Source organism: Streptomyces marokkonensis (genome assembly GCF_008312835.1).
GTDB lineage: Bacteria > Actinomycetota > Actinomycetes > Streptomycetales > Streptomycetaceae > Streptomyces > Streptomyces marokkonensis_A.
Window position 1 is genome coordinate 136586 of record NZ_VSKS01000005.1, and the last position, 14479, is coordinate 151064.

Below are 14479 nucleotides of genomic sequence, written 5' to 3' on the forward strand. Positions count from 1 at the left end.
CGAGCTCCGTTGCCGCCCTACCGGTCCTCCTCCGGGACCTCCCCCTCCACCAGCCGCTCCGCGATGTCGTCCGCCCATGCCTGGGCCCAGCGGCGCAGGTCGTCGATCGCCGGGCCGTCGAGGCCGTGGGCGCGGAACTCGCCGTCGTCGAGCCATTCGGTGCCGGTCAGCCGGGACTGGAGCTCGGCGAGGTCGAAGGTGTCGGGGGCGTGGCGGCGCCCGAGTTCCTCCAGCTCCGGGTGGCTCCACCGGTCCGAGACCGCGTGGACGTCGACGAGGTCACGGGGCAGGCCCCGGTCCGCCAGCGCCCGTACCGCCGTACCGGTCAGGTCCTCCAGGGAGAGCGCGGGACCGGCCCGCGTCTCCACCGCCGGCCGCCACAGCACCTCCTTGCGCAGATCGACCCGGCACTCCGCACCGGAGGCGGGCTCACCGACGGCCAGCCGCGCGGCCAGCGGATCGGCCTCCCGGCTCCCGACCGTCCATCCGCGCCCCTCAAGACCGGCCCGGACCGCGTCGGCGATCTCCGCCATGGCCGCGGGATGCTCCGTCGCCAGGTCCACCCCCCGGCTGATCCGGGCGTCCACCAGCCCGTGCGCCCGTACGGCGTCACCACCGGCCAGGACAAGGGCGTACGGCGCCCCCACGGCGAGCAGATCGCCCGCCAGCCGCTCGTGCACGTCGTCCACACCGGCCGGGGATGAGGTCATGCCCCGATTATCGCGGGTAGCGTCCGGCCATGACCGGCAGCCGGCGTGCGGACCGGATCGGGGCCGCGCCGGCCGCAGCCGTCGTCCGGCGCGAGCACGCCCGGCGGGAGCCCGCGGCGGCCGTACGACACTGACCCCGGCCGTACGATCCGCACCGGCACGAAAGCAGAGAAGAGACCATGGCACGCGGCAGACTCCGGATCCACCTCGGCGCGGCGCCGGGCGTCGGCAAGACCTACGCCATGCTGTCCGAGGCGCACCGCCGGGTGGAGCGCGGCACCGACTGCGTGGTCGGCCTCGTGGAGCACCACGACCGGCCCCGCACCCGGACGCTGCTGCACGGCCTGGAGGAGGTCCCGCGCAGACGGCTGGAGTACCGGGGGACCTCGTTCACGGAAATGGACCTGGACGCGGTGCTGGCCCGCCGCCCCGAGGTGGTCCTCGTCGACGAGCTCGCCCACACCAACGTCCCGGGCTCGCGCAACACCAAGCGCTGGCAGGACGTGGAAGAACTGCTCGCGGCCGGGATCGACGTGATCTCCACGGTCGACATCCAGCACCTGGAGTCGCTCGGCGACGTCGTCGAGTCCATCACGGGCGTGCGCCAGCAGGAGACCGTGCCGGACGAGGTGGTGCGCCGGGCCGACCAGGTCGAGCTGGTCGACATGACCCCCGAGGCCCTGCGCCGCCGGATGGCGCACGGCAACGTCTACCGGCCCGACAAGGTCGACGCGGCCCTGTCCAACTACTTCCGCCCCGGCAACCTCACCGCCCTGCGCGAGCTGGCCCTGCTCTGGGTGGCGGACCGGGTCGACGAGTACCTGCAGCAGTACCGCAGCGAGCACGGGGTCCGCGCCATCTGGGGCTCGCGGGAGCGGATCGTGGTCGGCCTGACCGGGGGCCCCGAGGGCCGGACGCTGATACGGCGGGCGGTCCGCCTCGCGGAGAAGGGCGCCGGAGGTGAGGTACTGGCGCTCTACGTGGCCCGCAGCGACGGACTGACCTCGGCCTCGCCCGAGGAACTGGCCGTCCAGCGCACCCTCGTCGAGGACCTGGGCGGCAGCTTCCACCACGTCGTCGGCGACGACATCCCGACCGCGCTGCTGGAGTTCGCCCGCGGGGCGAACGCCACCCAGATAGTGCTCGGCGCGTCCCGGGGCAAGGGCTGGCAGTACGTGCTCGGACCCGGCGTGGGCGCCACCGTCGCCCGCGACTCCGGGCCCGACCTGGACGTCCACCTCATCACGCACGACGAGGTGGGCAAGGGCCGCGGCCTCCCCGCGGCCCGGGGCGCACGCCTCGGACGGTCCCGGATCCTGGCCGGGTGGCTGGCCGGCGTGCTCGGCCCCCTCCTGCTGGCCCTGCTGCTGAAGACCGCCCTGCCCGACGTGGGCCTGGCCAACAACTTGCTGCTGTTCCTGGCGCTCACGGTCGCGGCGGCGCTGCTCGGCGGGCTGCCGCCCGCCCTCGCCTCCGCCGTGGTGGGGTCGCTGCTGCTCAACTGGTTCTTCACGCCGCCGGTCCGGACCTTCACCATCGCCGCCCCCCAGAACATCGTCGCCCTCGTGGTCTTCGTGGGGGTCGCCGTGTCCGTGGCCTCGGTGGTGGGCCTCGCGGCACGCCGTACCGACCAGGCGGCCCGGCTGCGCGCCGAGGCGGAGACCCTGTCCTTCCTCGCCGGCACCGTGCTGCGGGGCGAGACCAGTGTGGAGGCACTGCTGGACCGCGTGCGGGAGACCTTCGCGGTCGACTCCGTGGCCCTGCTGGAACGGCAGGACGACAAGGCGCCGTGGACCTGCGCCGGCAGCGTCGGCGCCGCCTCCGCCGTGCCGCGGCCGGAGGACGCCGACGTGGTCGTGCCCGTGGGCGACGACCTGGTGCTCGCGATCTCCGGGCGGGTCCTGCCCGCCTCCGACCGTCGCGTCCTGGCCGCGTTCGCCGCGCAGGCCGCCGTCGTCCTGGACCGCCGGCGGCTCAAGTCCCAGGCCGACCGGGCCAGGGAACTGGCCGAGGGCAACCGCATCCGTACCGCCCTGCTCGCCGCGGTCAGTCACGACCTGCGCACTCCGCTCGCCGGGATCAAGGCGTCGGTGTCGTCGCTGCGGTCGGACGACGTCGAGTGGTCGCAGGAGGACCGGGCCGCACTCCTGGAGGCGATCGAGGAGGGCGCCGACCGTCTCGACCACCTGGTCGGCAACCTGCTCGACATGTCCCGACTGCAGACCGGAACCGTCGCGCCGCTCATCCGCGAGGTCGACCTGGACGAGGTGGTTCCGCTGGCCCTGGGAGGGATTCCGGAACCGGGAACGGCCGTCGTCCTGGACATCCCCGAGAGCCTGCCCATGGTGGCGACGGACAAGGGGCTGCTGGAGCGGGTGGTCGCCAACGTCGTGGAGAACGCCGTCAAGTACAGCCCCCGGGGCGAGCCGGTCCTGGTCGCGGCCAGCACGCTCGCCGACCGGGTGGAACTGCGCGTGGTGGACCGGGGACCGGGCGTACCCGACGAGGTCAAGGAGCGCATCTTCTCCCCCTTCCAGCGCCACGGGGACGCCCCGCAGGGCGACGGGGTGGGCCTCGGCCTGGCGGTCGCCCGCGGTTTCGCCGAGGCCACGGGAAGCACGCTGCAGGCCGAGGACACCCCCGGCGGCGGCCTCACCATGGTCCTCAGCCTTCCGGCCGCCGAGGACCGCCCACCGGATCCCGCGACGCGCTCCAGTACCCGCGCCGGAGCGGCACCGCCGCCGGAATGACCCGTCTCCGGCCTCCCGCTCACGGGTGAAGAACCGTTCACTCGCACGGGCTAAAACCTGTAGTGGTCGCTGTAGACATGTGTCCGCGAAGGAGTTAGTCTCTCTTCTGTCGACAGGAACATCCGTGAAGGCGGGCAGACACGAACTGCCCGCATGCAGGACCGAGGTAGGGCACGGCGGTGGAGTGACGGGGCCGGAGCAGGTTTCGTGGTCCCCTCGCTGACCGCCGGGCCCGGTGGCCTCATCAGGGCCGCCGGCAGGACGCAGTACCCGCAGTATCAAGAGGTGCCACGCACGGAAGAAAGAGAGAAGGAGGCGAACGCCATCAGGATCGCCCGGGCGAGAACGGTCCGCCCGGGTACCGCAGGCCCCGGAACGGAAGGTGGTCACACGGTCACGCATCCGCGATCCCCGCACTCTCCGCCCCTCGCCGGGGCAGGTGCGGATACGTAGGGCCGGCAGTGCAGTAAGCCGGCAGATGGTGTTACAAATCCCTCGGGGCCTTGGTGCCGTACGGCACCAAGGCCCCTCGACGCATTCCCCGCGCACGACCACGCAGTTTCCACCAGAGGTGCAGATGACCGCAGACACACCGCTCGACCGGATCGACGACGACGACTACCCCGCCTACACCATGGGGCGAGCAGCGGAGATGCTCGGCACGACGCCCGCCTTCCTGCGCGCGCTCGGTGAGGCCCGGCTGATCACGCCGCTGCGGTCCGAGGGCGGTCACCGCCGCTACTCCCGCTACCAGCTGCGTATCGCCGCCCGCGCCCGTGAGATGGTCGACCAGGGGACCTCCATCGAGGCGGCGTGCCGCATCATCATCCTGGAGGACCAGCTCGAAGAGGCCCGGCGCATCAACGAGGAACTGCGGGCGCGGTGATGGCGGGCCAGGCCCCGAGGCGGACGCCCGCCCCGGGCCCTGACGGCGGGCGGTAGCCCCCGGATCCGCGGCCGGCGGCCGATCGGGCCGGGCGTCGCAGTCCGGCCTGGGGCGGTGGTGCGGCCCCCGGCCCGTTCACCCGCGAACCCCCCGGCATGCCACCACCCAAGTCGGCCGGGAGGGCCGGTGCATAGAATCCGTTCCCATGGTGAAGCCTGACGAGCTGATCGTTAACATCGCCGCCCTCGTGGAGTCCGGGCAGAGCAGCCAGATGTCCCTGACCGTGGTCACCGGTGGTGCCGTCATCACCGGTCGCCTCGCTCCCGAAGCCGTGTGGCGCCGGAGGGTGGCGGAGGTGCTGACGGATTCCGCCCAGCTGAGCGGATTCTCCGCCGTCTTCGACTCTCCCCCGAGGAAGGACGGCCCGCCCACGCACCTGCACTTCCACGTGGCCCGGATCCTGCAGGGCACGGTGGGAATCCCGGAGACGGGAGGGATGTACCGCGTCGCGATCGAGGACGTCAGCGCCTGGACCGTGGGCGACTTCAGCTACTCCGACCACTGAATCCGCGGCACACGAGGGGGGCCGGTGGCGGCGGGGCGGTTCAGCGGGAGAGGGCGATGACGCCCAGAGCGTTGCCGTCCTCGTCGACCACGGGCAGGACCCCGAGCCGCCGGTGCCGCATGACGTGCTCGGCTTCGGCCACCGTGGTCAGCGGGGAGGCGAAGCCGCCGGCGTCGACGCCGGCGACATCGCGCAGGCGGACCCGGTCCGTGTATCCGAGACCGGTCCGCACGGCGGTGAGCCGGGCCCGGGTGACCAGGTCGGTGCACTGGCCGTCCTCGTCACACACGATGAGGTGACCTGTGCCGGCAGCGGCCATGACGGACAGCGCCACCTCGACGGTCATGTCGTTCCAGACCTGGGGCCCGGCCGCGTACATGACGTCGGCCACGGTCCCGTGCACAGCGGCGGGGTGCGTTGAACGGGTCGAACGGGAATGCGTCTGGACCGGCGTCAAGAGGTACCTCCTGCAGTGATGGGTCGGCTTTCTGATCGGGACGGTCCCGGAAATCGGCGGTCGACAGTCGAAAGCCCGCCGAATGGAACGCGGAAGAATCCCGCGATTGGCCGCGACTTCCGAAGCAGGGGACCGTGCACGGTGAAAACGCAAGCAGCTGGGGCCCGCACCCCAAAGGATGCGGGCCCCAGCTGCGCGATGCGCTTCGGCGTCAGGCGGGAACGATGTTCTCCGCCGTCGGGCCCTTCTGGCCCTGCGCGATGTCGAAGGAGACCTTCTGGCCCTCGAGCAGCTCGCGGAAGCCCTGGGCGGCGATGTTCGAGTAGTGGGCGAACACGTCCGCGCCGCCGCCGTCCTGCTCGATGAAGCCGAAGCCCTTTTCCGCGTTGAACCACTTCACGGTTCCAGTAGCCATGTCATATCTCCTTTGGGGCAGTGCGTCGACGTCCGCCCTGTGCGGACACCGTGTCGCCGCGATGATCACCCCGCCCGGAAAAGACCGGAAATGCACAAGCACTTCCCCCGGCACGGATGCCGGCGGAGAGTGCTTGAAGTTTCGGGAACCACAACTGCAACTGCGATCGACAGTAGCACGCTGCGGCGCTCCGTGTATTTCGGTGAATTACGCTCCGTTCGCTGCTCCAAGGAAACTGCCCGCACTTCGCGTTGAATTCTTGTCCCGCGGCTGCAGATACGGGGTGCCCGGGAGCCGGGAAAAGCGGCCGCGGACGATGTCCTGCCGGCTCCTGCCTCCCCTGCCGCGGCGTCCGGAGCCGCCGCGGGCGGCGCCGCCTGGGCGCTGACCGTCCGGGCCGCGCGTACCGCGACGCGGGCTACGAGGCCGGCGGTTCCTTGTCCGCGCCTGGTCCTGCTTACTGCTTCTGAACGGTCACGCCCTTCGCCTGCGGAAGCCCGAGCCACCATCGGACCGTGGCTGTCTCCTGTACCCGAGCACGGCCGTGGGACGGGCGTCGCTCGTCAGCCGGCGGTCGTGCCGGGGCGGGGATCGACCGACCGGATGCGGTCACCGAGGGCGGAAACAGGGCACTGGTGGGCCGGCCGCCGCGCGGACCGCGCTCAGGCCCGCGCCGTCCGAGTCCGGGGTGGCGACCACTGGGTGGGGGCTCCTCCCCGTGGTGGCACGCGCGTGGCTCGGCGCCCCACGACGAAGGGCCGGCCCGGGAGGTGATCCGTCCGAGGCCGGCCCTTCTGGCTGTGACCGTGTCACGGCCTCCGACGGCTCCGGCCGCTTTCTCAGGCGGGGACGCGGGCGTGCCGCAGTGGTGCTCCGGCCTGGTGGAGACTGGCGAGGGCCAGCCGGTAGGAGGCGATCAACCCGGTCTCCACGTAGTCCACACCCAGTTCCTGGCAGTGGCGCCGCACGATGGTCCGGGCCCTGCGCAGGTTGGGGCTGGGCATGCTGGGGAACAGGTGGTGCTCGATCTGGTGGTTCAGCCCGCCCAGTGCGATGTCGGTGAACCTGCCGCCGCGCACGTTGCGTGAGGTGAGCACCTGGCGGCGGAGGAAGTCCGGGCGGTCCGCGCCCTTCAGGATCGGCATGCCCTTGTGGTTGGGCGCGAAGACGGAACCGAGGTAGACGCCGAACAGGCACTGGTGGACGGCGACGAAAGCGATCGCCATGCCAGGCGGCAGCAGCCACAGCAGCACGGTCAGGTACAGCGCGAAGTGCGCGAACAGCAGGACACCGTCGAGCGTGCGGTGCTTGAGCGAGCGATTGGCCAGTGCCCTCGCGCTCGACACGTGCAGGTTGAACCCCTCCAGGGTGAGGAGCGGGAAGAACAGGAACGCCTGCCGGCGCCCGATCAGGCGGGGGAGCCCCTTGGCGGCCCGCGCCTGGTCCTGGGACCAGACCAGCAGGTCCGGGGCGAGGTCGGGGTCGAGTTCCTCGTGGTTGGGATTGGCGTGGTGGCGGGTGTGCTTGTCCTGCCACCATCCGTAGCCCATCCCGATACCGGCACCGGCGATCCGTCCGGACACCTCACTGGCCCGGCGCCGGCGGAACACCTGACGGTGCGCCGCGTCATGGGCGAGCAGGGCGACCTGGCCGAAGACGACGGCGAGGAAGGCGGCGACCGCCAGTGTCCACCAGCTGTCGCCGACGAGTGCGACGGCGGCCCAACCGGTGACGTAGAGCCCGGCCACCACCGTGATGCGCAGGGCGTAGTAGCCGGGACGGCGCTCCATCAGCCCGGCGGCGGCGATCTTTCTCGACAAGCGGGCGAAGTCACTGCCGGACGCCTCCGAGGGCGTGGGGCGGACCGTGGTGTCACTGCTCATGATGGTGGGACTCTCTCCGAAGGAGGCCGATGGCTCGGCGCCGCCCCGGGAGCCGCTGGGACCGGGCCGCAGGCAGAGCGTCACGTCCTCCGTGATGTGCGTGCGGACGCATCGCGCCCGGCGCGGAGCAAGGGGGACGTCTGCTTCGTCGGTCAGCGGCTGCGCAGGCCCTCTTTCCGCGACCGGGTACCCCGCCGGAGGTGTTTCACACCGTCACATGACGGGGCTTCCGGAGCGGTCTCGCATGCCGGCGGAACCGACTCCGGCCCGGTGAGGCGGGTCCCGCTGATCGGTGATGAGTGCGCGGACGCCTGACCGGTCAAGCCGCGGTCTCGGTGATGAGGACGGCAACGGTGACCGGTCCAGGGGCGTCGGAGGCCGCCGCGTGGGCCACGGCGGCCCGGACGGCGCGGGCGACTTCCAGGGGGTGGTGCTTGGGGGCGACCGAGAGGTGGACCTCGACACGCCGGCCGGGCGGGTCGGCTTGGTCCTCCATCCTGACCGGGCGGCTCCCCAGCACGGTGGTGAGGCCGGCGACGCCCGGAACACCCGTCGCGGCGTCCGCCAGGTCCCTGACGGGCCCCCGCAGGGAGCCGGCTCCGGCCACCGGGAGCGAACCCCGCGCGGCTGCGGCTGCGGCTCCGGGCGGGTCCTGAGGCGCGGGCGTCATGGATCTCGCCGCGGTCCGCGGCTTCGTACCCGTCTGCGGGACCTCATGGAGATCCGTGACGCGCAGGTCGGCCGTCACCGTGACCAGGCCGAGCCGTCGAGCGGCCGCGTCCAGCAGCGCGCTCCTCAACTGGTCGGCTGTTTCGGGCAGCGGCTGCCCGAGTGATGCCGAAAAGGCGGCGTCGATCCTGAGCGGGCCCGGCGGCATAGCGCTGGCCGGCGGACGGACGGCCGGCTCGGACACGGGTTCGAGCGGCTCCGGCCCGATGCGCAGGGACTCCAGCCGCACCCCGGGGATCTCGTCCGCGGCACGCCCGAGTGCCTGGGTGGCCGCTTGCTCGGTGATCCATGCCCCGTCGGCGGGTCCGCCCAGGGGAAGCAGCCGGCCCAGGTCGAGCCGGCGCCGTACCGCCTGCGTCCACGCCTCGGTCTTCACCGCCCTCGCACCCTCTCTCTCAGACCACTGGTCCGACCCTCTCGCTGCGCACCGCATTCAAGTCCTGCAGTGCGCACTAAGATGAATATAATCAGAAAAATCAGGGCAAGGTGGACCTCTGAGGGAGGATTATCCCGATGACTGAGAACACCGGCGCAAGGCACGGTGGCGCTCCCGCTTCTCGTGGCCGGACGACGGTCGCCGACGTGGTGGTGGAGAAGATCGCCGGAATGGCGGCACGGGACGTGCCTGGCGTCCATGCCCTGGGAAGCGGTTTCGCCCGCTCCATGGGATCCATGAGGGAGCGGATGCCCGGCGCCGGCAGCGGCAAGTCCGTCACCCGCGGGGTCGGTGTCGAGGTCGGAGAGCGGCAGGCGGCCATCGACCTGGAGATCGTCGTCGACTACGGCGTGTCGATCACGGACGTGGCCGGTGAGGTGAGGGAGAACGTGATTGCCGCCGTGGAGCGGATGGCGGGTCGGGACGTCGTCGAAGTCAACATCACGGTCAGCGATGTGAAGCTCCCCGACGAGGAGGACGAAGGGGAGGAACGGCAGCGGATCCAGTAGCCGGGGCCGCAGCGGCCCGGGTGAGCGAAGGAGCGCGTGATGAGCAGGTCCGTGGTGGGCTTGATGGCCGGAATGGCGCTGGGATTCGCCGCGTATTTCGGTGATTTCTGGGCGTTCCTGCTGGTGCTCGGGCTGGGCGTCGTCGGTCTCGTGGTCGGGCGGTTCACCGAAGGTGATCTCGAACCGGGAGACTTCGTCCGCCGCCGGGACCGGCAGGACCGGATCCGCGACGACCGTCGACGGGCTCGAGGAGACTGGCGGCAGTGACCGTTGAAGCCGAGCAGCGGCGTCCGGGCATCCCCCGTGAGGAGCGCGGTGCGACCACCGTCGCCGACCGGGTCGTCGCGAAGATCGCCTCCCGCGTGGCGCGCGAGGCGCTGAGCCGGTTCACCGAGTCGGCCGGCCGAGTACCGCCGGGCCGCCGGACGCCCCATGTGACCACCTCCGTGCGGCGGGCACCGGAGCGGCAGACCGCAGGGCGGGACGGCGAGTCCGCCGCCGGACGGCCGGCGCTCGGCGAGGCACGGCTGCGCATCACCGTCGAGCTCGGCTATCCGTCCGACATCGGTGCGCAGTGCGCCGCGGTGCGCCGGGAGGTCACCGAACGGCTCAGCACATGGTCCGGTATGGACGTGTCGGATTTCGTGGTGTCGGTCGGGAGACTGCACACGCGGCACACGCGGCACACGGACCAGGAAAGGGTGAGATGAGCGCGAACCCCCGGCGGCAGCCGGCCGGTGACAGCGGCCTTCCCCCCGAACCCGGAAAGGCGCACCCTTCCACGGACGGCGCCCCGGGCAAGGACCTTGCCCCGGGCGAGTACGGCGCCCCGGGCAAGGACGCGACAACAGCCGGCTCGACGTCAGCTGTCGAGGCATCGGGCCGGCCGCGGCGCCGATTCTGGTCGACGCGGCGGATTCCCGCGGCCCTGGTGGCCCTGCTGTCCGCCGCGGCCGTGGGACTGCTCCTGTACGACGTGGTCTCGGTCCGTGCGGGCAGGTCCGCGATGCGATGGCGGCGGCGGCTCGCCGAGGAACTGGCCACACGACCACTGGACGACGTCTGGATGATCGTCGGGGCCGCGGTGGCCATGGCCCTCGGCCTGTGGCTTTTCCTGCTGGCGGTGACGCCGGGACTGCGCAGGCTGCTGTCCATGCGGCAGCCCTCCGGCATCCCCCGGAGGGAGGAGGTCCGCGCCGGGCTCGACCGCCGCGCGGCCGCCCTGGTCCTGCGCGACCGGGCCGTGCAGGTGCCCGGTGTCCAGTCGGCACGGGTCGCCGTCGGCCGCCGGAAGGTCAAAGCCCGGGCACGCGCCCATTTCCGCGACATCGAGGACGTCCGCGCGGACCTGGACTCCACGCTGGGCGAGGCCGTGACGTTCCTGGGTCTCGCCCGGCAACCCAAGCTGACCGTGCGCGTCCGGCGCCCGAAGAAGGGCTGAGTGATCCCGATGCTCAAGACGGCGAACCGGGTGCTGCTGGGGCTTCTCGGCCTCGGACTGTTCGCCCTGGGCGGCAGCGTGCTGCTGGGCGCCCTGGACCTGCCCAACCGCTGGGACTTCGGCCTGCCGGGCTGGTGGCCCTTCCGCGGGCCGGACGATGTGGTGCTGGGCACCGAGGGACGCACCCGGTGGCGGGACGAGGGCTGGTGGTGGCCGACCGTCATCGCGGTGCTCGCCGTGCTGCTGGCCCTGCTGCTGTGGTGGCTCCTCGCCCAGCGCAGGCGCCGCCTGGGCGGCGTCCTCGTCGACAGCGGGGACGGCGCGGCGGCCCGACTCGACGGCCGCACACTGGAGGACGTGATCGAGGAAGAGGCGCAGGCCCTGGAGGGGGTCTCGCGGGCTCATGTACGGCTGACGGGCCGAAGTACCGCACCGGCCGCACGCGTACGGCTCCTGCTGGAGCCTCACGCCGATCCGGCGCGGACTCTGGGGCGACTGAGCCGGGAGACCCTCGCGCACGCACGGGACTCGGCCGGCCTGGACAGCCTCCCCACGAAGGTCCGGCTCAACGAAGTCCGCCACCACGCACAACGCGCCGCCTGAGATCCCCTGGGCCGAAGTCGTCCACTCCGTGGTTCCTTCCAGGGAGGCATCTCGCCGTGGTCCTGTTCCTGTTCCTGCTCGTCGCCGGCATCGCCCTGATCGCCATCGGGGCGGGCGTCGACGGCATGCTCTACCTGCTGTCCGCCGGAGTGCTGCTCCTCATCGTCGACCTGCTCTACCTGGCGGCCCGCTCCCTGTGGCGCTCCCCTCGGCGCCCGGTCCGCTGAAGGGCCCGGCCGCGGCGGCGGACCCTTGGCGGCGCGGTTGTCGGCTCACTCCAGGCGGGCGGGATCACGCGGCTCTCCGTTCCGCCGTGCCCCGCGTCGCTCGCGGTGCCACCGCCGGAGCAGACGTTCGGAACCCGTGTCCGCGAGCAGTCGTGCGGTCTGCGGGGACGGGTGGTGCAGCCGCAGGGACGCGTGGGTCCCGGCGGCGTGCCGTGACGCGTCGAGGAAGACGCGCAGGCCGCTGCGGTCACAGCGGTCGACCGTGGTCAGATCGACGTCGATGGTGGTGATGCCGTCATGCAGGCACCGCTCCAGAGCGGCCCGCACCTGGGGCGCGGTGGCGGGATCGATCACACCGGCCAGGGTGACCAGTGCCCGCCTGCCCCGGTCGTGCCGGTAGATGTTCAGCTGCGGAAGGGTCATGACGCCTCGGTTCGGATGCATCGGTCGCACGGGTCCCGCCCGCGCCTCGCCCGGCCCAGCCCGGGTGTACGCGCTGGGCACGCGTCGCCGCGGACCGAGCCGACGGTTCGTACGCGCGGCCGGGCGGCCGGTGGGGACGCCGGATGATCACCTGTGGCGAGTGGTACGGCTGCGGCGCGGAGCGGCCGCGGCCCCGTCGCCGTGGTCCCGTCGCTCACCGGAGCTCGGCGACTCCATCCGGTCCGGTCCCGCCGGGGGCTGCGGTGTCCCGCGGCCGCGGCCGCGGCGGCCGGGCAGGGGGGCGCTGTACCGGTACGCGGCGATTCTGTCGGCGTGCTGGAGGTTGAGCCGGTGGATCACGTACGCCGCCACCGCGACGAGGACCAGGAAGGCGGCGGCTGTCAGGAGGGCGTTCATGGGGGTCACCTCACATACCGATGATCAGCCGGCTGGCCAGACCGTGCGGACCGCTCTGCCGGGGAACGGCCGCGGACACCGCCGGGGCGCCGCCCTCGTACTCCCATGCCTCGTCCGGGTCGAGCGGCTGGTCGGCCGCGGAGACGCCGTGCCGGGCCGCGTCCGCGGCGATGAGCGCGCTCGCGGTCAGGGGCGGACCGTCGTGGTCGCACGCGGCCGCCATCAGCCGCGCCGCCGACTCCGCGCCGGTCTCGGGCGGGATGACCAGGAGGTCCCAGCGGCCGGTGCCGTAGGAGAGCAGCAGCAGCGTGTGCGGGTCGATCTCCGGGGTGAACCAGCCGGCCTTGACGATGTGACCGTCCACGGGGATCTTGCCGGGGATGACCGGCCAGTGCTCCGGGTTGACGGCGATGCGGGTGATGCGGCCCCACAGGGGGTCCAACACGTCCGTGAGCGCCGGCAGTTCGCTCAGCAGATCCCGGGAGCGTGGCCACCAGGCCCCGTCCAGGAGTCCGTGGGAGGTGCCGTCGGTCCTCAGCGCGAGACGCGCGGCCGGGGCAGCGACGGGCTCAGGGTGCGGCAGGGTCGGGTACAAGGTCGCCGACATGATGCGGACCCGTCTCCGGACCGCCTCTGCGGCGGCCCGGGTTTCATCCTTCGCCGGGGACGACCCGGCGTGGAAGCCGGTGTGCGAGATGCCCTCGGTACTGTCCACACTACTCCGCGTTCCGCCGCGGCGCGGAGCAGTGGCCGCATGACCTGGCAGTCCGGCGGGCGTGCACACCCACACCTCTGCCGCCCGCGATCGACGCCGGACGGCAGAGCGGGCGGACGAGTTGAATGCCGGCTCCCTTCCGAACCCGCACGCGACACGGCCTCCAGCCACCGGGTCCCCGATCCGAGCTGCCCGAAATGTCCCACGCCCAAGTCCCGGGAAGTGCCGAGCACGCAGTGCAGTCCCGGCGGCGAAGGGGCGGACCCGGCCGATCCCTCCGACCCACCGCTCCAGGAAGTTCCACGCCTGCTCCGGCGGCTGCCGACGACTGGCGCGTGCGTCCTCGTCCGACGTCGTTGATGTCAGCCGTTGATGTCAGCCGTGGATGTCGGGAGCTTGCTGTTCCGCAGCTCTGGAGCTCTGGTCGAATCGGCCAGTGACGGTCATTCCGGCCGTTGCCGGGCCCCGGGGGACGCTACCGGACGCGGGCGATTGCTGGGGTTGTGGTACCTGGCCGCCGTGCCGCAGGATCTCGGTGGGGGTGACCATGGAACGGCATGTGCTGGAGAAGCTGTTGGCCGGTGACGACGAGGCGTCCGTGGCCGCTCTGGCCGCCCTCCGCAGCGGCGCCACCTACAAGGTCCGGGAGGCGACGCTTCCCGCGGAACAGCATGCCGGGGTCTTTGCGCGCCGGCTTCGGCGTATACGGCTGCACGGAGTCGAACCTCTCGGGCTGGAACGAATGGTGCGGCTCCTCCGTGAGCATGGTCGGCCGGTGCGCGGAGGGCTGATCGATTCCGCCGATCAGAGGTGGACCTTCCTGTGCTACTTCACCGAAGACGGCAGCGCACTGGTGGCCTGCGCCCGCTTTCAGCGGTGGGTCGAGCAATCACCGCTTCAGGAGTTCGATGCGGGACCGCTGAAGCTGCAGCGGTGACTGGTGCGACGGCCGGACCTTGCATCTGGCACGGCTGTGGCACGAACCTCAGCCGACGACAGTCCCGCCACAACGGCGAGTGCGCCGACCGGCCAGGCACGCGGGTGCCTCGCTGCGGCCCCACCGACCTTAGGAGGTTGCTGCGCTGACCTGCAGCGAATCGATGAGGCTGCCTACCTGGCCGCTGGCCTGGTCCCCGCTCCTCCCGCCAACCGCGCGGACCGTCGACAGCTTCCGACCCGCTGAGACGGTGGGACGCGCGGAGGCCCTTCCACCTCTCTCGGGAGCGGTTGCCGAGGAGTCGACCCGCTCGCGGCCGACGGGAGCGGCGCTGAGGAGACGGGTGTGCATCTACGGGTCGTCTGATCAGACTTAG

General features: G+C 72.1%; 18 protein-coding genes. 10 read left to right on the top strand and 8 right to left on the bottom strand.

Annotated features, from left to right (window positions below):
* Positions 1-17 precede the first annotated feature (17 nt).
* Positions 18-710 (bottom strand): nucleotidyl transferase AbiEii/AbiGii toxin family protein, encoded by a 693-nt coding sequence (locus F1615_RS11015; RefSeq protein WP_149548732.1) that lies wholly within the window; start codon positions 708-710, stop codon positions 18-20.
* A 179-nt stretch (positions 711-889) separates the two neighbouring features.
* On the opposite strand from F1615_RS11015, the gene F1615_RS11020 reads away from it, so the two are divergent.
* The 3 genes from F1615_RS11020 (at position 890) to F1615_RS11030 (ending at position 4911) form a co-directional block, all read left to right on the top strand.
* Entirely contained in the window at positions 890-3460 is a 2571-nt protein-coding gene (locus F1615_RS11020; RefSeq protein ID WP_149548733.1) for a sensor histidine kinase, read from the top strand.
* A 577-nt stretch (positions 3461-4037) separates the two neighbouring features.
* A complete protein-coding gene (locus F1615_RS11025; RefSeq protein WP_037934223.1) occupies positions 4038-4346 on the top strand; it encodes a MerR family transcriptional regulator in 309 nt (102 codons plus the stop codon).
* A 205-nt stretch (positions 4347-4551) separates the two neighbouring features.
* Complete coding sequence (locus F1615_RS11030) at positions 4552-4911, top strand: hypothetical protein (RefSeq protein WP_149548734.1); 360 nt, start codon at positions 4552-4554, stop codon at positions 4909-4911.
* Positions 4912-4951: 40 nt separating this feature from the next.
* Here F1615_RS11030 and F1615_RS11035 read toward each other — a convergent pair whose 3' ends face one another.
* From F1615_RS11035 to F1615_RS11050, 4 genes are all read right to left on the bottom strand, one after another.
* A complete protein-coding gene (locus F1615_RS11035) occupies positions 4952-5368 on the bottom strand; it encodes a CBS domain-containing protein (RefSeq protein ID WP_149548735.1) in 417 nt (138 codons plus the stop codon).
* Between the two features lie 211 nt (positions 5369-5579).
* Positions 5580-5783: a cold-shock protein gene (locus F1615_RS11040; RefSeq protein WP_004986771.1), complete on the bottom strand. Its 204-nt coding sequence runs from the start codon at positions 5781-5783 to the stop codon at positions 5580-5582.
* Between the two features lie 839 nt (positions 5784-6622).
* Entirely contained in the window at positions 6623-7666 is a 1044-nt protein-coding gene (locus tag F1615_RS11045; RefSeq protein WP_149548736.1) for a fatty acid desaturase family protein, read from the bottom strand.
* 319 nt (positions 7667-7985) lie between these two features.
* Positions 7986-8771, bottom strand: a complete 786-nt coding sequence (locus F1615_RS11050; RefSeq protein WP_149548737.1) for a hypothetical protein — start codon at positions 8769-8771, stop codon at positions 7986-7988.
* Positions 8772-8908: 137 nt separating this feature from the next.
* Between F1615_RS11050 and F1615_RS11055 the strand changes: the two genes are divergently transcribed.
* From F1615_RS11055 to F1615_RS35595, 6 genes are read left to right on the top strand one after another with little or no spacing between them, the layout of a single operon-like run.
* Complete coding sequence (locus F1615_RS11055) at positions 8909-9340, top strand: Asp23/Gls24 family envelope stress response protein (RefSeq protein WP_149548738.1); 432 nt, start codon at positions 8909-8911, stop codon at positions 9338-9340.
* 39 nt (positions 9341-9379) lie between these two features.
* The gene (locus tag F1615_RS11060) at positions 9380-9607 is read left to right on the top strand and encodes a hypothetical protein (RefSeq protein WP_149548739.1); all 228 of its coding nucleotides are present in this window, start codon (positions 9380-9382) and stop codon (positions 9605-9607) included.
* Positions 9604-10050: an Asp23/Gls24 family envelope stress response protein gene (locus F1615_RS11065; RefSeq protein ID WP_149548740.1), complete on the top strand. Its 447-nt coding sequence runs from the start codon at positions 9604-9606 to the stop codon at positions 10048-10050. The genes F1615_RS11060 and F1615_RS11065 overlap by 4 nt, the downstream gene beginning before the upstream one ends.
* Positions 10047-10781, top strand: coding sequence for a DUF6286 domain-containing protein (locus tag F1615_RS11070; protein WP_149548741.1), 735 nt, complete (start codon positions 10047-10049; stop codon positions 10779-10781). Before F1615_RS11065 ends, F1615_RS11070 begins: the two co-directional genes overlap by 4 nt.
* Before the next feature lie 9 nt (positions 10782-10790).
* Positions 10791-11384, top strand: a complete 594-nt coding sequence (gene amaP, locus F1615_RS11075; protein ID WP_149548948.1) for an alkaline shock response membrane anchor protein AmaP — start codon at positions 10791-10793, stop codon at positions 11382-11384.
* Positions 11385-11440: 56 nt separating this feature from the next.
* The gene (locus tag F1615_RS35595) at positions 11441-11611 is read left to right on the top strand and encodes a hypothetical protein (protein WP_167533715.1); all 171 of its coding nucleotides are present in this window, start codon (positions 11441-11443) and stop codon (positions 11609-11611) included.
* Positions 11612-11656: 45 nt separating this feature from the next.
* Here the strand turns inward: F1615_RS35595 and F1615_RS11080 are convergent, their stop codons facing one another.
* From F1615_RS11080 to F1615_RS11090, 3 genes are all read right to left on the bottom strand, one after another.
* Positions 11657-12034 (bottom strand): STAS domain-containing protein, encoded by a 378-nt coding sequence (locus tag F1615_RS11080; protein ID WP_244328693.1) that lies wholly within the window; start codon positions 12032-12034, stop codon positions 11657-11659.
* A 147-nt stretch (positions 12035-12181) separates the two neighbouring features.
* Positions 12182-12451: a hypothetical protein gene (locus tag F1615_RS11085; RefSeq protein WP_149548742.1), complete on the bottom strand. Its 270-nt coding sequence runs from the start codon at positions 12449-12451 to the stop codon at positions 12182-12184.
* 10 nt (positions 12452-12461) lie between these two features.
* Positions 12462-13166 carry a DUF5994 family protein gene (locus F1615_RS11090; RefSeq protein ID WP_149548743.1) on the bottom strand — a complete coding sequence of 235 codons (705 nt, stop codon included), beginning with the start codon at positions 13164-13166 and terminating at the stop codon, positions 12462-12464.
* A 559-nt stretch (positions 13167-13725) separates the two neighbouring features.
* Between F1615_RS11090 and F1615_RS11095 the strand changes: the two genes are divergently transcribed.
* The gene (locus F1615_RS11095) at positions 13726-14103 is read left to right on the top strand and encodes a hypothetical protein (protein ID WP_341873426.1); all 378 of its coding nucleotides are present in this window, start codon (positions 13726-13728) and stop codon (positions 14101-14103) included.
* Positions 14104-14479: the final 376 nt, after the last annotated feature.